Origin of the sequence: Bifidobacterium sp. M0399 (assembly GCF_016100595.1) — a bacterium.
GTDB lineage: Bacteria > Actinomycetota > Actinomycetes > Actinomycetales > Bifidobacteriaceae > Bombiscardovia > Bombiscardovia polysaccharolytica.
In genome coordinates this window covers 21,165-41,620 of sequence record NZ_JACFSD010000001.1, presented here as the reverse complement: position 1 = coordinate 41,620, position 20,456 = coordinate 21,165, and the positions used below count along the sequence as shown (strand labels likewise).

Sequence of the window (20,456 nt, the reverse complement as noted above, 5' to 3'; positions counted from 1 at the left end):
GCTCTTGCGGATATCAGAACAGGTAGTGGTCCAGGCCCACGGTCAGTCCTGGAATGCTTCCAGCACGGCGCACGGCCAGGAGGACTCCGGGCATGAAGGAGACACGCTCGAAGCTGTCTGCGCGAATGGTCAGCTGCTCGCCGGGGTTGCCCATGAGCACCTCTTCATGCGCGTTGAGTCCCCGCAGCCGGACGGCATGGACGTGGACACCGTCAACCACCCGACCCCTAGATGCATCAGGCTGCTGGGTTGCGTCGGGCATGGAACCCATACCAGCCTTGCGACGGGCTTCGGCAATGGCGGAAGCGGTCCCCAGGGCAGTGCCGGAGGGGGCGTCGACCTTATCGGGATGGTGCATCTCGATCACCTCGGCCGACTCGAAGTAGCGGGCCGCCATGGCTGCGAACCGGTCGGCCAGCACTGCAGAGATGGCGAAGTTGGGAGCGATGAAGACGCTGAGCCCGGGATGCTCGTCCAAGGCCTGCTCGACCTGGTCCAGGCGCTCCTTGGTCCAGCCGGTGGTGCCGATGACGGAGTGGACCCCCTGCCCTATCAAGGTCAGGGTGTTGCCCAGGACTGCATCGGGGCTGGTGAAGTCGACCGCCACATCCGTGTTGCTCGGATTGATCGCCGCCGGATCGTCATCCGGGCCCAGCAGCAGGGCCGTCTGCATATCCTGCGCGTCATTCAGAGCACGCACCACCTCGGTTCCCATGCGTCCGCCTGCACCCAGCACCGATACGCGAATCATCGGCTGCCTCCTTCTTCACTGTTCATTTCACTCAGCATTTTCGGTCTTTTCCACGACCATACCCCTCCCGCGGCTCCTGGCCCAGCCCAGCAGTGCCAGGGGGACAGCGCAGCACGTGACCACCGCCGGGATGGTCATGCCGCCGTGGGGTCCGAACTGATCCAGGGCGACTCCGGCCAGGGTGGATCCCAGAGAGGTGCCGATGGATCCACCGGTGGACAGCCAGGAGAGCCCCTCGGTAAGGGCCCGAGCATCCACGTTCTCACGCACAATCAAGTTGCCGGTGGCAAAGATGGGCGAAACACACAAGCCAGTCAGCACCTCGGCCAGACCCAGCAGGACCAGGTTGTCCATGACCAGGCGGAAGACCACATAGCCCAGGGTCAGCAGCACCAGGAAGGTCGTCAGATAGCGCCAGCGGGATCCTTTGAGCCTGACCGAGCCGAAGATCAGCGCCCCGCACAGGGAGCCCAGGGCGAACAGAGCCAGCTGCAGGCCCACCGCCCCCTCGCGGCCCATGGACTTGGTCAGGGCCGTCACCGAGACGTCCACCGCAGAAAAGCTCATGTTGAAGACAACGAAAATCACCACCAGCAGGAGGATGCCCGGGTAGACCAGAGCCGAGCGAGAGCCCTGGTGGCCTTCAGCATCGCTTGGCAGGACGTCCCCATGGGCATCCACCGGAGAATGATCCGCTGCCGACTGGTTGACCGCCTCCATGCGAACGACGGCCGGAGGCTCGGTGGAACGCATGGCGAAGAAGGTCAGTCCGCCGACCAGCAGGGCCAGAGCGGGCAGGTAGAGCTGGGAGACCGGGCTGACCGAGGTGGCCAGGTAGGCGGAGAGGATGGGTCCCAGGATGAAGACGCACTCGTCCAAGCCTGACTCCAGGGCATAGGCGGTGTTGAGCAGATTGGTCTTGTCGTCGCGCAGCACCCAGGCCCAGCGGGTGCGCACCAGGGCTCCGAAGGCGAACTGGGTCAGGCCCATCAGGGCCGCCAGCACAAAGAGCACTCCCAAGGGAACCCGGCGCATGGCCCCCACCGCAAATCCCAGGATGGCCAGAGCCTGCACGATCAGGGCGGTCACTCCAACCCGACGCTGGCCGAACCGATCGAACAGACGGGCGTAGAAGGGGGTGACCAGGGCCGCGCAGAGCGTGTAGACGGCACTCATCAGCCCGGCCGAAGTCCAGTTGTCATAGATGTGGTTCAAGGCCAGCACGATGCCCAGACCCATCATGCCCAGGGGCAGACGGGCCAGAACGGCCGACAGGCAGAAACCGGCGGCGCCCGGGTAGGTGAACAGGCGCAGGAAGGGTGATTTAGCGGCCGCCATGATCACCGTCCTTGCCCAGCTGGTCGCTCACACGGCCTCCGTAGATGAAGATGTCGTCAATACCCTCAAAGAACTGCGGATCGTCCGAGGGGTCGCGCCCGGCGAAGGCCGCATGGTCCCGCCCCTTGAGCTCGGCCAGCCGCTCCATGCCCTGATGGTCGTAGAAGCCCACGTCGCAGGAGGAGTCCGTATGCAGGTAGAAGCGCCCGATGCCCGCCTGGTCCAGATGCTCCAGAGTGTCCCGCCACAGGGCACCACCCACGCCGCGTCCCCGGGCACGGCTGGAGACCAGGAATAGCCTCAGTTCAGCCTGGGGCGGGACGGCCAGCCCGCACTGCTTTTCCAGCCTGACCTCGGTCAGCTGCCACTGACGAGCCCGGTCCAGGGTCTGGGCGCCCAACGTCGTGGCAGACAGCTGTTGATCCACCTGCTCCAGCTCCTCTTCGGCCTTGGGGAAGCAGGGTTCGCCATGCCCTTCGGCCAACAGGGTCACCCCCAGAAAGTCCTGCCCATCGACGGCTATTCGGGCCCTGGTGGCACCCACCAGGTAGTGCAGGATGAAGTGGGCAGCGCTCAGCCGGGATACAGTCCCTTCGGGATCCTCCTGCACCTTCCAGGTGGCGTCGAAGGTCCCCACCAGGTCGGGCATATCCGCCCAGACCATGGGTCTTATTTCCACGCTCCCCCTCCGCCGGGAGGCCTGGTCGCGATTACTGGACGTAGTCATCTGTCTCATTGCTCCATTCGGGCGTGCGCGGCCCCACGACGGCCCTTGGCCGTCTGCCGATCGCCTGCTGTTCATGATTGCTGATGCGCGGCACCCATCGCCCTTGTCTGGCGGGGTCTGCCGCAGACTCAGTCCTCGTCCGACTGCTCGGGTATGCCCTCGGCCAGGGTTGCGAGAATTTCTTCTTCGGTCCTGGCACGGGCCCTGATGAGTCGATCCTGGGGCTGGTCTTCGCTTACATAATAAAGGCAGGCGTCGATGGTCGACAGGCCGATACCCTCCAAGCGTGACAGGAGCAGCCGGTAGAAGTCCAGCTGGACCAGACGGCGGTTGGTCGACTCCTCTCCATGCGGTCGGGCTCCGGTCTTCCAGTCCACGATGGTGTAGCGCATATCCGTGCGCTCAGGGTCCAGCCCACCTGCGAAGACCGCATCCAGCTTGCCCTTGACGATAGAGCCAGCCAACACCGCCACGATGGGCCGTTCCACCCAGACAGGAGTGCGCTGGGCCCAGTCAGACCCAGCCAGCCGCCGCTCCCAGGTCAGCAGACGGGCCTGTACGGGATCGGCCTTGGAATCCAGGGACTCCCGCTCCTGGTCAAGCCCGGCCAGCATCCGGGCTCGCTCAGCCATGGCCCCGGGGCCCAGCGGACCATCGAGCAGGTTCGGTGCTTCTGCCTGATCAGGCAGGTCCACCAGTCCTTGAGGGGCGGAAATCTCGGGCAGGATGAAACGCCTGGCCCAATCATGGAAGCGGGTGCCCGCCTCGGCCTGCGGGGAGGCCACCTGGGGTATGGGTCTGACCAGCCCCTGCCAGTAATCCCTCTCCATCTTGGGATCGCCCCCTGCCGAGCTGGCCTGGATGGCGGTGACGCTGCTAGCCCCATGTCCCAGGATCCGGCGGCCGGTGCGCCGCAGCAGATCTAGATCCGTGAGCAACTGGTCGTCAGCCACCCCTAGGCGACCCGTGCTGACCTGCAGGACGCGAACCGCATTGGCGTAGAGCCCGTCATCGCCCTCATCAGGGATTTCGTGGTCGCCAGGTTCCCCGGCACGCACCCAGGCGGCCGAGCGATCCAAGGCTTCACGGGTCCGCGCACTCAGAACAGGAGGCCAGAGCGCCTGATCCCGCTCACCGTCTCGGGCGGCGACCTGGTCCACCTCTTCCAGGGCACGGTCGACGACAGCCTGGCGGTAGGACTGGGCGTTCTCACCGACAAAGAGCCCCAAGGGCGGCGTTGGCTCGCCCTCATGTGCATCCTCTGCGTGCTCCAGCTTGACCGCATCGGGCTCTTCCTGGAAGAGCTCCACCAGTTCGGTCCAGAAGTTGGAAGCCTTGTCCGGGTCCGGTGCCGGCGTGTTCAGGGCCGCAGACTCCGCCTGGGAATCCTGGCTGAAGGTCAGCAGCAGGTCATGCCGGGCCCTGGTCGCCGCAACGTAGATCAGCCGCCGTTCGTCATCCAGCAGCCGTCGGCCATATTGTTCTCGCTGAGAGGGGGCAATGGCATCGGCACGCACCGGGCGGGCCTGATCGTCCAGCCCGCTTTCACGAGACAGGCCCATGGCCTCCTCCTCCAAGCCCGCCAGGTCCATCCGACCCAACAGATCCTCAGGGTCAGCTCCCAGGGGGGCGTCGTGTGGAAAACGGGGCAGGATCATGGCATCAGCCCGAACCGGCACCGGCACAGACTGGGGATCGACCAACCAGGTACGGGCCGTGCAGTTGTACTGATAGACCGGGCCGTCCGGGGATTGGACCACCGGCTGGTCCAAGGCGGGCTTGACCGTGAGCCGGTCGCCCTGGCTGCTGGGGAAGGCTCCACGCTTGAGCCCGACCACCGCCACGGCATCCCACTCCAGACCCTTGGCCTGGTGGACGGTCATCAGGGCCACGTCGGCCTGTCGTTCATCCCCGTCAGCGGGCATTTCGGGGCTCTGATCCAGAGAGGACAGCCAGGAGACGAACCCGCGCAGGCTGGGCCCCAGACCCTGGGGCAGCTCGGACAGGTAGACATCCACCTGGTCCAGCAGGGCTTGAATGCCCGCCTTGGCCTGACTGGGCTCCAGAGGACGTTCAGGATTGGCCAGTGTGCGGGCCAGCACCAGGTCCACGTCCAGATCCAGGGCACGGATGGCAGCGATGACCACCTGGCGCAGGGGAGCCGAGGATTCGGCCTGGACCTGGCAGATGACACGGGCGGCCTCGGCGGCCAGGACCCGTCCCCTGGCGGATAGGCCGGAGCTCTTCAAAAGGTCTGGCAAGTCGTCGCGTAGAAGCAGGTCCACCAGGAAGACATCATTGGGGACCTGGTCACGGTAACGATGCAGATCCTCGCGACGACGGCGCGGATCGGGGTCGGACTCGACCAGACCGGCCCGGACAAGAGCCCGGTACTGGCTGTCCTCATTGACCTTGGCGGCCAGGGAGGCCAGAGCGCTCAGATCGGCCGCGTCCATGCCGAACCGGGCCGAGGCCAACAGACGCATCAGGGAATCACTGTCGGTGTGGTCGCAGACTAGAGAGAGCAGGGCTCTAAGGTCCATAACCTCGGGCCGGTCAAAGAGGGAGGAGTACCCGACGGCCTGGCAGCTCAGCCCTGCAGCCTCCATGGCCTCGCGATACCTGGGCAGGGCAGCCTTGGAGCGGAAGAGAACGGCCACGTGCGGCGCATCACCCTGATTGCCATAGAGATCGCGTGCTCTGAGGGCGAACCTGACTACGCCATCGATCTCCTGGCCGCCGGTGCTGTAACCCAAGAGGCCCACGGTGCCTTGGTCGGCGTCCTCACGGGGACGGAGCCTGGCCACGTCCACCTCGCGCAGTTCCGCTTCGGATCGGCTCTCCTGGCCCCGATGGCGCAGGGGGACAGTCAGCTGGTTGGCGGCCTTGAGCACCCAGCTGGAGTTGCGGAAGGTGCGCGACAGGGTCAGCGGATCCTGGTCCTGCGAGCGCCCAAAGGCGGTCACACCAGACATGGGACCACTGCCGGAGGCGGGTCGGTCGGCCAACATGCCGAACTGGGCCTGGAAGGTACGGAAGGCCCCAGGACTGGCTCCGCGCCAAGCATAGATGGACTGGAAGGGGTCGCCCACGGCAGTCACGGCCGATCTGCCAGGAGCCTGATCCGCGCTCCTCTGATCCTCCTGCCGATTCTGCGGATGGAAGATGGCCGCCAGAAGCAGGGCCTGAGTGGTGGAGGTATCCTGGTATTCGTCCAGAAAAACGTGACTGTAGCGGCGTCGTAGCTGGGCACTGATGGATGGGAAACGGTCGACCAGCTGAAAGGCGGCCAGGGTGAAGTCGCCGAACTCGGCCATGTTGGCCTGGCGCTTGGCCCTCTGGTAGTCCTGGACCAGGGTCAGCAACTTCTCGCGTGTCAGAACCGCCCGTCGCATGGCATTTACCCGATAGAGGCGAATGCTCTGCCGCTTATCTTGGAAGTCCTTGATTTTGCCCTTATAGTGCTCGTCGCTCTCTTTTTTGGTTCGCTTGGGCGGTGTCTGGCTGACCCTGGGCTCGTCATCCGGCACAGGCTGGTCGCCAATCAACTGATCAGCACGGTCCACAAAAGCGCGGTCCCAAGCGCGGATCCGCTCCACGGCCTGGTCGAAATCCGGGCAGTCGCTGCTGATCATTGAGGTGGTCACCGCCCCGGTCAGCCCCAGGACCCGGTTGACGGTGGTCGAGAAGGTCGCGGAGCCCAGATCGTCGGAGTCTCCATCCTGCGCCGATGAACTGGCAGGAAAAATTAGGTCCAGATGGTCGGCGACCACCTGAGAGGCCAGCTGGTAGGCCCCGGCCGAACTCAGGGGACGGGTGTCCTGGTCCATACCCACCAGCAGGCCGTACTGGCGCACGATGGACTGGAAGAAGGCGTCATAGGTAGACACAGTCGGCTTGAGGAAGTTGCGTTCGGGGTCCACGCCCGAGGTGCCTCTGCCTTGGTCGCGTCGGATGACCGCCGCCCCAACCCTGGACTGGAGCTCGGAGGCGGCCTTGCGGGTGAAGGTCAACCCCAGAATCTGCTCGGAGGGCACTCCCCGACGGATCAGGGCGATGATCCGGCTGGTCATGGTCATGGTCTTGCCCGAACCGGCGCCGGCCACCACCAGAAGATCCTCGTTGACATCCGCATCGACGATGGCGGACTGTTCGGCAGTCTGCTTCATTCCTGAGCCTCCAGTAGATTGGGCGCCACCAGTTGCCATGCCTGACATTCCTGGCCATTGCCGGCCCGATGGCAACGGGCAGGGTCGAAGACCGCGTCATCCCGGCCAGCCGTCAGCTTGACCCCGGCAGCGAAGAAGACCCTGGCTATCATGGTCAGCCCCCATACAGCCTGGGAGGAGACCCGGGCGGCTCGGACCATGGCCCACAGGTCCGCATCCACCCCAGGTGGAACCTGATCAGGCAGGTCCGCAGGCTCGGCCTTGGACTTAAGCGGGGAAGGCATGCCGGTTCTGGGCTGAGCAATAGTGACCAGCCTGTCACGCTCGAACAGTGGCGGCTGGTAGGCCATCTCCTCCCGGCGCAGCCCCGTTTGCGCATCCTTGGGCGGGGCCTGCAGCTGCAAGAGCAGGGACTGGCTCAGCTTCATCCCCTCGGTCCTCTCCAGGTCGGGGACCTGCGGGAGGCTCCAGGCGGCAGCCGTCTCCGGACTGCTGCCGGGCGTGGGCGGGAAGGCCAGTCCCAGTTGATAGCAAACCAACTGCAGGTCGTTGAAGAGCTGCCCCTGGGTATAGGGGACCCTACCGGTCTTGTAGTCCACCAGCCGCAGACGGATGCCCTCGGGCAGAGACCTGACCTCCAGACGGTCGATACGGCCGGTCAGCCTGACCGTCGTCCTGGCATCCAGGGCTGCGGGGAAGCCGTCAACCAGGCCGGACATCAGGGCAAAGAGCCCATCGACATCCAGAGGACTTTCAGGGAAGGTGGCCTTCCAAAGAGGAACCAAATCCTCCACGGACATACTGACATCGAAGGAGCGCTCGCTCTGTACCCCCAGCAGGTCGCCGACCGGGACCGGACTCTTGCCCCCCAGGCCGTATTCGGAATCCGAGGAGCGGACGAAATAAGAGGCCAAGTTGTCCAGGATGGACTCCACCCGGCTGCTGCGGCCGCGCTGGTCATAGAGTTCGTCGGGGTCCCGCAGGCGCTGTTCCTGAGGAGCCAGCTCCTGGTAGATGTCCAGAAGCGCATCCCGCACCTGCTGCTGGCGGGCATCAGGATCACCCTGGCCGGGACGGTCCAGACCCTGGGCTGTGCCCTCGCTGGCCACCTTGTGGATCAGGGAGCCGAACTCGGTGGGCACTCTGGAAGGGGATGGGCCGGAGAACTGGTCTCCCAAAGCCCACTCCAGGGGGCAGTTCCAGATTGCGTCGACCGCCGACGGCGAAAGGAGAACCACCTGGCGGCCGGATTGGTGCTCATGACGATGGTCACGGCGGTTGTCATGGTCGTGGGTTCGGCCCGCCTGTGTAGCGTGATTGAAGGAAGCAGACGAGGGCTGGGAAGCAGGATACCATTCAACAACCGATGCGACACCTGAGGCTGCTGTCACGGCCCTTGACTCAGCAACCTGCTCAACCGAAATCCCTCTATCCGGGACATGCTCATCCAGAGCTTGTCCAACCGTAGATTGCTCGTCTGGGGCATGCCGGTCTGAAGCCGGCCCAACCGTGGACTGTCCGTCTGGAACATGCTGATTCAATGCCGACTGGTCATAGAGGAAGGGCCAATGCCTAGGATCGGCCGAATCCTGGCCCTGGTCGGCCAGCAACCGCAGGGTCTGCACGGCATCGTCCACTCGGTCACGGTCGACCTGGTCCTGCGGAAGCAACGCCTGGACAGCCAGGATGGACCGGGCGGCCGCAGTCAGGCCCCTGGGAGACACCTCCAGCCCTCCGTAGCGCTCACTGCCGCCTGAGCCAGCGCCGACCATGCTGAACTCCGCCTGGCTCATATCGGCGGTGCGTGGATAGCGTTCGGGCAGATAGCCGTAAAGGAAGTCCGATGGAACCAGGTCATCGTTCCAGACCGCGCTGATGCGCACCTGGGTCCGGGCCCGGGTCAGCGCCTCCAGAAAACCCTTTTTCTCGGCGTAGAGGATGGATCGCAAGGCCGGATCGTGGCTGAGAGTGTCCGCCAGGGGGTCGCCGATGCGGTCATGCAGGACCAGGTCGGCCAGCTCCTCGGCCCCGAACATGGTGTCGCGGGGAATCAGGTTGGGCCAGACCCCGTCCTGAACGGCGGGCAGCCAGACCAAGGGCCAGTCAGTGGCCAAGGCGGCTGCGCCGGCGGGCGTGGTCAGAGTGACGGCATGCTCGATGGGCCCGATCCGCGCCAAGGAGTCGGCCTCTATTTGCATGGTGCGCACCTGGTCCATGAAGGCCTCGACCGTGGGGAAACGACGGGAGCCAGCAGCGTACTGGAAGAGCCGCATGAGCGCGTCCAGACGGTCGTTGGCCTCCTCCCCCTCCTGGGTAGCCATCAGGGCCCTCCGCTGCCAGTCATCGGCCAGGTCCAAGCTCCGCCAGGCCTCCCAGAGCACGTATTGGGGCTGACGGTCCTCCAGGGCGCTGATGCGGCTGGCGGTCAGTCGAAGAACCTGCAGGGCCTTGTCCAGGACTTGAACGTCAGGATCCTCCCTGCGACCTCCGGCGATGGCGGTCATGGCCTCCAGGATGATTCCCGAGGATCGGCCATCCGGATCCAGAACCAACAGGGTCTCCAGGGCCTGAACAGACAAAATTGCTGGCCGTTGGGCATCCCGGTCGCCCAGATCCACTGGCTGGTCGGGGGCCGAGGCAGTCGAGAAGGGATCTGATCCGCCCCTTTCCTGGGAGGAATCATGCCTGGTCAGCAGGGAATCGTCGACGCTGATGCCGGATGAACGGTCCCGCTCAGCACGCCGCTGGGCCAGGTCCTCGACCCAGGTCCGCCAGGCCTGTCCCAGGAGCGGCAGGTCATCCAAGGAACCCGATGAGTCCGCCCTGCTCCCCCGCTGACCGGACAAGGGGGCCAGAGCGGCCATGGTCTCCATGATGGACTCCAGGCGCTCCATCCTGACGGGACGCTCTGCACGAGCGGCAGTAGCAGGAACACGGAAGAGCGGTCCGGCCATCAGGGTGCGCAGGCGCGAACGGATCCAGGCGGCCACCTGGGCAGGATCGTCCGGGGCGCTGCCGATGGTGTCAGGGTCCAGTACCGACTGGGCCAGCTCGACCAGGGCAAAGAGACCTTGGATGGCAGGCTCCTGGCTGAGCGGACGGGTCACGGAGGAGAAGCGCACCGGCACACCTTGCACGCGCAGCTTGCGGCCCAGGGTGCGCAGGGTTGTGTTGTCGTGAGCGATGACGGCCATGTCGTTCCAGTCACGCTTGTTGGCCAGGAACTCATGCTTAATCTGCCAGACAAGATCGTCGTCCTCCTGGTCGGGGGTGTGGAAGAGCCTGGTCTGCACGCTGTCGTCACTGATAAGACTGTTGTCGGCAGTCAGGGGTGCCACCGGTCCGGCGCCGGGCCAGGCGGGCAGCTTGCCCGGTCTGTCAGGCAGGGGGGTGTCGCTCTCCTCAACCCCGGCGATGCCCAGGCTGACCCTGGCAGCCACCAGATCGGCGTATGAACCTGGAGCCGCCGAATCCGGATCTTGGACGCTTTCGGTATGTTCTGCGGCCGCTTCAGGAACCACCATCCTCCGGGGTTTCAGGGTCACTTCGGCGGCATCCAGGCAGGCGAAGTCCTGAGCCAGAAGAGGGGTAGCGGCGCCTGGCATGGGCTTGGACAGGACCGTCAGGCGCGTGGCCAGAAATTCCGGATAGGAGCCGCGGAAGGACTGGACCGACTGGTCGGGATTGCCCACCAGAAGAAGTCGGCAGCCGGCCTGGTTCAAACCCTGCAGCAGGCCCATCCCGGCCAGGGTGATGTCCTGCCAGTCGTCCACGACCAGCAGGTCAGGCAGGTCGTCATCAGCCAGCCCATCCAGGCTGCGAGAGGCTTCGACCATAAGCATGGAGGGGTCCAGACGGAACTCGTCCGGATAGCTCTCGGCAATGCTCTGGCGGTATTCATCTTCCAGGGCAAAGGCCAGCCGCCACTGCAGAACCAGCCGGTCGCGGCGATCAGGGTCCATGGGCTGGATGGCCAGAGCATCCAGAAGCTGGTCCCGGTCCCCTTTGTCAAGGCCCAATTCCGTCATGCGGGCGAACATGTCCCGCAGCTGGGCGATGAACCTGTCGGCGACCCCTACGACTCGTCCCTGTCCGTCGCCGACCAGGACGGAGGACCAGCCCGCCCCGTTGTGAAAGTAGCGCTCCAGAAGTCGGCAGACCGCGCAGTCGTCACCGGCCTGGACATGCTCCAGATGGACGGTCATGACCTGCCTGAGCAGGGCATCCTCTTCAGCGCCGTTGAGCAGTCTGGGCAAGAGCGGATCGTGACCCCCTCGGGCCAGCCGGGACCTCGTCAGCAGACGAAAAGCCAGGGCCTGCAGTGTGCCCACAGGTCGGGTGCGGTCGGACCTGCCCCGCTCCAGAATGACCTGGCGGCTGACCTGGTCGGCCGCGGTACGACCTGATACAGCCATGCTGGCGCCGTCGCCGAAGCGTTCCATGCCTGTCAGGAGGGCACGAGTAGCCAACCTGGTCTTGCCGCTGCGGGGAGGACCAGCCACCACCAGGGCCCGGGTGGACCGATCCTCTTCGTTCTGGAGCCGATCGCCGATAAGGGCGCGGACCGGGTCCATGGCTTCTTGCGGATCCACCGGTGGCTGCTTGCTCATAGCTACAAGAATAGGGTCCGGCATGGTCCATCTGCAGGCCCTGGAACCCGCTGGTCCGGGACCGCCTGCAGGAGGCTCAAAGGAAGCCTGATCAGGAACGGCGTGCTGTTATCGTGGATAGCAGTCCTAGGAGGTGATGGCCCTTGCAGCAGAATGGTTCCCAGACCCAGCGCTCGGGTGCGGTTCCAGCCATGGACCAGGCTCCGGCGCTGCCCGGATTGCGGCCCCTTCGCCCCCTGGATCTTGGAGGCACCGCTGCCGTCTACCTGTATGAGCAGGAGGGGCTCAACCGACCTGTGGCAGTCAAGGTAGCCCTCCAAGGCAGCGTGGACCAGCAGACCCATCTGCTCTTTCTGCGGGAGGCCAAGGCCCTGGCCAAGCTCTCCACCCACCCCTGCATCCTGAGCATCCACCAGGCCCTGATCAGCGATGACGGACGGGATTGCCTGGTGCTCGAATACGCTCCGGGCGGCAGCTGCAAGACCATCATGCTCAAGGGGGGCATGGACCAGGAAGGCGTGCTGGACCTGGGAGTGCGCATGGCCTCGGCCCTCTACTGCGCTCATGAACGGGGAATCCTGCACCGGGACGTCAAACCCAGCAACTTCCTGATCACCGACCAGGGCCTGCCCGTCCTGGCCGACTTCGGCATCTCCTCAGGCATCTATGGAAGCGAACGGGCCGGCGGACTTTCCATACCTTGGGCGGCCCCAGAGGTTCTGGCAAGCCGCTCGGGAGGATCTGAGGCCAGCGACATCTACTCCCTGGGTGCCTCGCTCTTCGGCATGCTGGCCGGCCGTTCCCCCTACGAGTACGCCTACCGGGCCCGGGATGAGAATCACCTGACGCAGCTGATCCTTACAGCGGAAACCCCGGTTCTGCATATGGGCGAGGCCTCCCCGATGCTGGCCGCCGTCCTGGAGAAGGCCATGGCCCATGACCGGGACGATCGCTACTACTCAGCACTGGAATTCGGTCGTGCCCTTCAGGAGATCCAGCAGCAGCTCTACGGCCATGCGACACCCTTCATCGGCGAGGGAATCGACCCCTACCCCACGACGGATGCACGCTCGCACGCCCAGACCGGAGCCATTGCAGGCCGAAGAGAAAATCGAACAGAAACCGGGGACTCCGGCCACTCTTGGACCGAGGCAGAGGCTGGTTCCCAACCGCGTCTGCGCCCAGACAGGGAGGCGTCCGCTAACCATGAAGGCAGCCAGGCCAAGCGGTTTTTCGGCGGCCGCCGCCGTGCGATCCTGATGACACTGATTCTCACTGCCGTCCTAGCCCTAGTCCTGGCCTGCGCCCTGGTTGTCGGCCTGCCGAACGGTTTCAGACGAGATTCACAGCAAACTACAGGTTCCTCCCAGACACAATCCCCACAGGTACAGTCCCCGGACCCGACGGATTTGAGCGACCCCCAGAATCTGCAGGAGGGACCGGTCCCCTCGCCCACCCAGGGTCAGGGCCGCTATCAGGGCACAACGGCCGTGTTCACTTGGACCAATCCCGACCCCAAACCGGCAGACAGCTATGTTTGGCATCCCCTGAACCAGGATGGCACCGGAGAGCGTGGACGCAGCGTGCAAACCCGACAGCCGACCGCCCGCATCGACAACCCACAGGGAAGCCAGACCTGCATCAGCGTCGCCCTGGTTCGAGCCGATCGGAGCATGTCCCAGGAACCGACCATCATCTGTGCTGTTCAGTGAACCCCCTGTGGATGAATTTGCACACTTGACCACCCCGACTTTCACAGAGCGCCAAGACCCTACAAACCGGTTAAAATCAGTCGTCAGAGAAAGCAATGACGGCGGTCCGGGACAAGTTAAAACGCAAAAACATAGGTCAGGCATCCTGGCCTATGCGGCAGGACAGGAAAGGAACCCAGGGGATTATGGACTTGCAGGGACGATTCCTGCGGATGCGCCGGGCCGGGCTGCATCTGCGGCATGCTCTGGCCGTCCGCGCCAAGAGCCCTGCCGCCATCCTGGCCGTCACGCTGACGGCGCTGGTCCTGCTCATCCTGGGCGCCTTGTTCATGCATGGGGTGGACCGCCGTGCCGTTCAGGTGGACGACGGCAGCATCTGGATCACATCCCAGAACGAGCGCAAGGTCGCCAGGTTCAAGCCCGACATCGGAGAAACAGACGTGGCCCTGTCGACGGGCACCGACCACTTCGACCTAGCCCAGAGCGGATACGCGGTCATCCTAGGCCATGAGGGAGGCATGGCTCCCATAGCGGCCTCCACCGCCACCCTGGGGGACACCACCCGGTCGGATGCCAAGGTCCAGCGGATGATCAACGGGCCCACACTGGTCCTCTTCCAGGCTCGGACAGGCAAGGTCTGGGTGGGTCAGGCCACTTCGCCTGGGGATTTGGATCCGCAGCGCCGAGACCCTGTGCTGACCCTGGGCTCTGGGGCCGCCGTCACCGTGGATGCTTCCGGAGCTGTTTACGCCTACCGACCCTCGGACGGGGTTGTGCTAAGGATCGACGGACCGGACTCCCGGGCCCACCGTGAACTGGACTCCCTGACGGACCACGCTCCCGTCCGGGCCACTGCATTCAGCGTCATTGGCGGAAGACCCGTCCTCCTGGCAGGCAATCGGCTTTACTGGCCCCAGGGAACCACCCGGATACCGCACCGGGGAGACCTGCAGCTTCAGTCCACTCCAGTGGATATGGACCGCCAGGGACCTTGGGTAGGCCTGACCGATCAGGAAAGCGTCCACCTGGTTCAACTGGATCACCCACGCAATCAGATCGAGACCGTACGTACCGGCGGCAGCGGCCAACCAGCCCAGCCGGTCTCCTCGGGCGGATGCCTTTGGACGGCCTGGGCCTCCTCAGGGCGGAATTTCCTGCGACTATGCGCAACAGGGTCAGCCGCGCCCAAGGTCCAACCGCAGCCGAGTCCCACCACCCTGGAGGCCATCAGCCCCACCTCGGACCTGGTCTTCCGGGCCAACCACCGGAGGGTCATCCTCAACGACGTCCTGACTGGCGATGTCTGGAATCCCAAATCCTCTACCAAGGTGATCCGTCCGCAGTGGCAGACCATGGAGGTCAAACACACGGACAGCAACGATCAGCGTCAGGACTCGGCCAACAACCGCCAGCGATTCGCGGCCACCTGTCGATCAGGATCCCAACCCATCCAGGCCGAGGACGACAGTCTGGGCATTCGGGCCGGATCCAGGGCCCTGTTGGATCCCTTGCGCAACGATCGCCAGACCGACTGCTCGGTTCTGCGAATCGAGGATGCCCGCAGCTCGCAGGGGAATCTGCGCCTGACTCCGGTCATGAACGGCCGCTACCTGCAGGTGGATGCCAGCGACGCACCTGTCGGCCGGACACGAATCAACTACTCGATCACCGACGGACGCGGCCAGGTCTCCTCGGCTGGCATCGACCTGAACATCGCCCCGGCCGGGATGGACCGAGGCAACCAGGCGCCGGTCCAGAACGATACCCCGCCTGAGTACGAGGTGGAGCGGGGCGCCACGACCACCGTCAACGCTCTGGCCGGCTTCGAAGATCCAGACGGGGACCCGCTGACCCTGGTCGGCGCCGAATCGGTCAACTCCGATCGGATATCCTTGTCCACCAGGGCTGACGGACAGCTGACCATGAGTGCTGGGTCAGCCACCTCCGGACGAGTGGCGGTCAAAGTCACTGTCTCGGACGGAGTCATGAGCGGTCAGGGACTCATATACTTCACCGTCAGGCCCGTCAACACCTTGGCCCCACTGGTCGATCCGGTCATTCGCCAGGCCACTCCCGGCCGAGAGGTCACCGTTGACCTCAGCAGGAGTGTACATGCCAACGCCGTTCAGCCCCTCCGCCTGGTCCAGGTCGACAAGCCCGATGGAATCCGGGTGGAGGTCAACGCTGAGAGTTTTTCCTTCAACGCCACCGCAGCTAACCCGGGCACTTATTATGTGCCCTACCGGGTGGCCCAGGGTGACCAGGAGACCCAAGGTCTGGTCAGGCTGGAGGTGGAACACGATCATGGCGGATCCGCACCGCCGGTACCCGTCAACGACGTGGCCCTGTTGGGGGCCGACCAGACCGCCATCGTCGATCCGCTGGACAACGATCTGGATCCCATGGGCGGTGTGCTGGCACTGACGGATGTACGCGTGGATCCGAACTCCGGCATCAAGGTCGGCGTCGTGGACCACCGACGGGTCTACCTATCCGCCAGGAAAATCCCCACACGTCCGCTGAGTATTGCCTATGCGGTCACCAACGCCGAAGGCAGCGCTAAGGGGACCATCGTCCTTCAGCCCCCTTCCTTGAGCAGGGCAGCCTCGGCACCCAAGGCCCCGAATCTGACGGTTGGGGTCCGCTCATCGGGCCTGGTCACGGTTTCAGTCATGGACAAGGTCGCCCATGCTGACGGGACCAGTGTCACCCTGGACCAGCAGCTGACTACGGATCAGCAGACTTTTACGGGCCTGGCCTTCGTGTCCGGGGATACGGTCAGGTATCAGGCCAGCGAGCGCACCGGGGACTTCCCGGCAACCTATACGGTCAGGGACGATCTGGGCAATACGGCCTCTGGCACCATCACCTTCAGGGTCCATGCCTCCGACCCCGCCAGCAAGCCCGCACCCACCCCCAAGGATATACGGGCCCAGGTGGCTGCCGGGACCAAGGTGCGCATTCCCGTCCCGCTGACCGGCATCGACCCCGATGGAGACTGCGACACCTTGTCAGGCTTGGGCAACCAGGCGCCGAAGCTGGGCAGGATTGTCAAAGCCGGAGCCGACTACCTGATCTACGAGGCCTATCCTGATTCGCACGGCACCGACGAGTTCACCTACGCTGTGGAAGACTGGGTTGGGCAGCGCGCCCAGGCGCGCGTCCGTATCGGCGTCTTCACCGACTCGTCAGTGGCCGGGGTCTTCGCCCGGGATGACCGGGTCAGGCTACGGCCTGGAACTGTTGCCGATGTGCCGGTCCTGCTCAACGACATCACCGGGGATGACGATCCCCTGAGCCTGGATCCCCACCTGGAGCTCCAGGGCTTGGACCGGGCCAGCGTAGAGGACGGCATGATCCAGCTGACTGCCCCTTCGCAACCAGGCACCTCCTATCTGGTCTACCGGACACACAACCGGGCAGGACTGAGTGACCAGGCCACCCTGACCGTGGTCTCGGATCCCCAAGCCCCTATACAGCCGCCCATAGCGCAGGATTACCAGGTGGCTCCGGAGGACACGGTGGACAAGCGCAGCGTGGAAGTCAATCTGGCCGACTCCATCAGCAATCCATCCGGCACCCTCGATGACCTGCACCTTGGGATACATCCCAGCGCCCGTGCCCATGCCAGGATCGTAGGCGAAGCCGGCTCCACCAAGTTGGTCATCGACCTGACCGACCAGGCCAGAGCCGTGCCCTACACCGTGACCAACACCCGGTACAAGATCACTTCAATGGCCTTTGTGAAGGTCCCCGCCTATGGGGTGTTCCCACCGGTGCTAAGACCCCGGGCTCCGGCCCTCAAAGTGCAGGCTGGGCAGAGCATCACCATCGACATCGCCGACCAGGTCAGAGTGGGTGCAGGCAAGACCGCGCAGATCGCCTCGCGCCAGTCTGTCTCGGCCACCAAGTCCGACGGATCCGATCCCTATGTGGACGAGCACACCCTGAGGTTCACCGCAGCCAAGGATTATGCCGGTCCTGCCTCACTGACCTTTGCCGTCCGTGACGGGGATCCAAGCGGCCGGGCCATCGTCAACGAGTCGGTGCTCACCCTGCCCATCACCGTGGTAGGCGGCAAAGCATCACCGCCGATCCTTACGGCACCGGTCATCGATCTGGTAGCCGGGGAACCGGCGCAGGCCATCTCCCTGCCCGCCATGACCCGCTGGCCCCAGGGAAGCGATCCGGCCGACAGCACCTTCTCCTCTGGAGACCCTCAGGGGTCGATTCATACCAAGCTGAGTCCTCGAGGCCAGCTGAAAGTGGCCGCCGACAAGACCGCAACACCGGGCACCAAGGCCAGCCTGCCGGTGGCCATCACCAGTCCATCCGGCGATGTGCATACGGTCCTGGCCTTCCGCATCATCGCCACCACCCGACCTCTGGCTTCGGTCCCCTCGCGCCAGGTGGGGCTCAAGGCTGGACAGAGCCTGGAGCTGAACCTATTCGAGGGTGCCCTCAACCCCTTCCCCGACACTCCGCTGCGCCTGGTCGGTCTGGTCAGCGATGACACCTCACGTCTGACAGCTACCAACCTGGGCGACGGAAAGATCACCATCAAAGCCGATCGCAACATCGGCGCCTCCACCAACACCATTATGGCCACGGTAGAGGATGGCAGCCAGGATCCGGGACGCCGGGTCAGCGCCACCATCACCGTGGGCATCATCGACCGCCCGCAGGCCCCCAGAATGCTGCCGGGCGCCGCTCAAGCAGGCGACGGAACAGTTCTCCTGGCCTGGGAGCCAGGCGCAGCCAACGGCAGCCCGGTGGACGAGTACCGGGTCTCCTACACCTCATCGGCAGGCTCGGGGCAACACTCCTGCGGCACTGCTGCCACCTGCCGAATCGACGGGCTGGCCAACGGTCATGACTATTCCTTCACCGTCCAAGCCCACAACCAGGTAGGATGGTCCCCCGCCTCCTCGCCGGCCGCAGCCAGACCTGACGCGCTTCCCGGAGGCGTGCAGGCACTGACCGTGGATGGCGGCAGCAAGGAAACCTTGACCGTCACCTGGCGCCCGCCAGAGAATCACGGCTCGCCCATCCAGGGATATATGGTCCACGGCGAAGGTTCCGGCTGCGGTTCGCCACGATGGCGCGCGCCCACCTCCACCAAGGCGGTCTTCGATGTAGGCCACGACGAAGCAGGAGGCATCTGCACAGTGAGCGTGACCCCAATTGATATGACCGGCTCGGGGCCCGAGGTCTCAGCCTCGGGCTCTACCTGGTCGCATCCGGATCCTCCCGCGTTCCTAGCCATTGAGTATCTGAGAAACAGTCGAGCCAAGCTGGTCCTGGCCCCCGGGGTCGAACACGGTCGACCTTGCGCAGACATCCAGGTGGGCATTGATGGCCTTGACCCTGACAAGGCCTCCTGGACCCTGCCCTGCAATCAGCCGGAAGTGAGTGAGGTCATCACCCTTCCCACGCAATCTGCCAAGCCGGGCACCACCCTGAACTTCTGGGCGGTCGCTCGCATCCAAGGGGTAGGTTCCGAAGGCCATTCGCCCGCCGCCACCAAGAATTTGACCCTGCCCAAAGAGGCCGACAAGCCGCGCGATAAGACTCTCGCTCGTCAGGGGTCCTCTCAGCAGAAAAGGATGAACGACCATGGATGAACGAAACGCGCAGGAACCCCTCCAGCAGGACGGCACCATCCCGGATGACGCGACCAGAAGGAACAACCCCAAGTCCGCGCATAAGACGAACAGCGAAGGCCGCCAGACCCCTGCCGACCGATTGGATGTACTGAAGCGACAGCGCCAGGCCCTCATGGCAGGTCTGAGCCAGAAAGAATCCGCTTCGGCGGCGAGTGATGACCGGACCCTGCCCGGCCGCATCCCCGTGGCTGCCAAGCAAGGAACGAACCAGGAATCCGGGGCGGAATCCGTCCCATCGGACAGCACCATGGTGGAAGACGTGACCGTCCGCGGCCGCCAGATGGTCCATGACCGGTTCGCCCGGTCCTCATCAGATACTGCGCCTGACATCGTCAACCTCACCAATCAGTCCCGTCACCCCCGGCTGGAGCGGACCTCGGACCCCACTTACGAAGTCGGGACTAACGAACCTGGGGATGAGGAAAAGACCGGGCAGGACCAGTACTCTGCCGTCGAATCAGGGGATCAGGCAGCAGAGACCAAGCAGCAGAGACGATCAAAACAGGCCGGAAGCAGCAGCCGGGCCGCCGTGGATGTATCTACCTTCGCCAGCCTCTTCCGCTCAATCGTCGACAACGTCGGCCAGGCGGTGCTGGGCAAGGAGGAAACCATCACCCTGTGTGTTACCGCCCTGATTGCAGGGGGCCATGTGCTCCTGGAAGACAATCCGGGCACCGGCAAAACCCAGCTGTCACGCGCTCTGGCTGCCTCCATCGCCGTGGACTGCAAGCGGATCCAGTTCACCCCCGACCTGCTACCCTCCGATCTGCTGGGCGTGACCTTCTATGACCAGTCCCAAGGACGATTCTCCTTCCGGCCCGGTCCAGTCTTCGCATCCCTGGTTCTGGCCGATGAAATCAACAGAGCATCCCCCAAAACCCAGTCGGCCCTGCTGGAGGTCATGGAGGAGGGCCGGGTAACTGTAGATGGCCGCACCTACCGTCTCCCCCTGCCATTCATGGTTATAGCCACCCAGAATCCCATCGAGCAGCTGGGCACCTATGCCCTGCCCGAGGCGCAGATGGATCGCTTTCTAATCCGCACCTCTCTAGGGGCACCGGGGCACGATGCCAGCATGCGCATCCTTGAAGAGGCCGACATCCGCGACCGGGCCGGCCTGGTCGAACCGGTGGTCGATGCCGCCCAGGTGGGGGCCATGGCCGCCTGTGCCTCCAAGGTCTTCTGTGATCCGTCCATCATGGAGTATGTCATCCACATCATCGAAGCCACACGGCACAGTCCCGCCATCCGGGTCGGCTCATCCATCAGAGGCGGATTGGCCCTGGTCCGTTGCGCCAGAATCCGGGCCTGTGCCGAGGGCCGCGACTACGTGATCCCTGACGATGTCAAACAACTGGTCGATCCCATCCTGGCCCACCGACTGATCCTGACGGCCCAGAGCAAGCTGTCGGACATGGATGAACACCAGGCGCTGGCCGAAGCCCTGGCCAAGGTCCCCGTCCCCACAGGAGAGCAGTGAGCC

8 protein-coding genes are annotated in these 20,456 nt (G+C 64.6%); 3 read left to right on the top strand and 5 right to left on the bottom strand.

Annotation, left to right across the window (positions count from 1 at the left end):
• Window positions 1-13: 13 nt before the first annotated feature.
• The 5 genes from dapB to H3V09_RS00080 form a co-directional block, all read right to left on the bottom strand.
• Complete coding sequence (dapB, locus tag H3V09_RS00100) at window positions 14-751, bottom strand: 4-hydroxy-tetrahydrodipicolinate reductase (RefSeq protein WP_198190538.1); 738 nt, start codon at window positions 749-751, stop codon at window positions 14-16.
• 27 nt (window positions 752-778) lie between these two features.
• Window positions 779-2,089, bottom strand: coding sequence for an MFS transporter (locus H3V09_RS00095; protein WP_198190537.1), 1,311 nt, complete (start codon window positions 2,087-2,089; stop codon window positions 779-781).
• Window positions 2,076-2,816 carry a GNAT family N-acetyltransferase gene (locus tag H3V09_RS00090; protein ID WP_198190536.1) on the bottom strand — a complete coding sequence of 247 codons (741 nt, stop codon included), beginning with the start codon at window positions 2,814-2,816 and terminating at the stop codon, window positions 2,076-2,078. The genes H3V09_RS00095 and H3V09_RS00090 overlap by 14 nt, the downstream gene beginning before the upstream one ends.
• 128 nt (window positions 2,817-2,944) lie before the next feature.
• Complete coding sequence (locus H3V09_RS00085) at window positions 2,945-6,985, bottom strand: ATP-dependent DNA helicase (RefSeq protein ID WP_232339312.1); 4,041 nt, start codon at window positions 6,983-6,985, stop codon at window positions 2,945-2,947.
• A complete protein-coding gene (locus tag H3V09_RS00080; protein ID WP_198199015.1) occupies window positions 6,982-11,577 on the bottom strand; it encodes a PD-(D/E)XK nuclease family protein in 4,596 nt (1,531 codons plus the stop codon). Before H3V09_RS00080 ends, H3V09_RS00085 begins: the two co-directional genes overlap by 4 nt.
• A gap of 161 nt (window positions 11,578-11,738) precedes the next feature.
• On the opposite strand from H3V09_RS00080, the gene H3V09_RS00075 reads away from it, so the two are divergent.
• From H3V09_RS00075 to H3V09_RS00065, 3 genes are all read left to right on the top strand, one after another.
• On the top strand, window positions 11,739-13,307 hold the full coding sequence (locus H3V09_RS00075; RefSeq protein ID WP_198190533.1) for a protein kinase domain-containing protein: 1,569 nt from the start codon (window positions 11,739-11,741) through the stop codon (window positions 13,305-13,307).
• Window positions 13,308-13,492: 185 nt separating this feature from the next.
• Window positions 13,493-18,931 carry an Ig-like domain-containing protein gene (locus H3V09_RS00070; RefSeq protein ID WP_198190532.1) on the top strand — a complete coding sequence of 1,813 codons (5,439 nt, stop codon included), beginning with the start codon at window positions 13,493-13,495 and terminating at the stop codon, window positions 18,929-18,931.
• On the top strand, window positions 18,924-20,453 hold the full coding sequence (locus H3V09_RS00065; protein WP_232339311.1) for an AAA family ATPase: 1,530 nt from the start codon (window positions 18,924-18,926) through the stop codon (window positions 20,451-20,453). Before H3V09_RS00070 ends, H3V09_RS00065 begins: the two co-directional genes overlap by 8 nt.
• The last annotated feature ends 3 nt before the right edge of the window (window positions 20,454-20,456 follow it).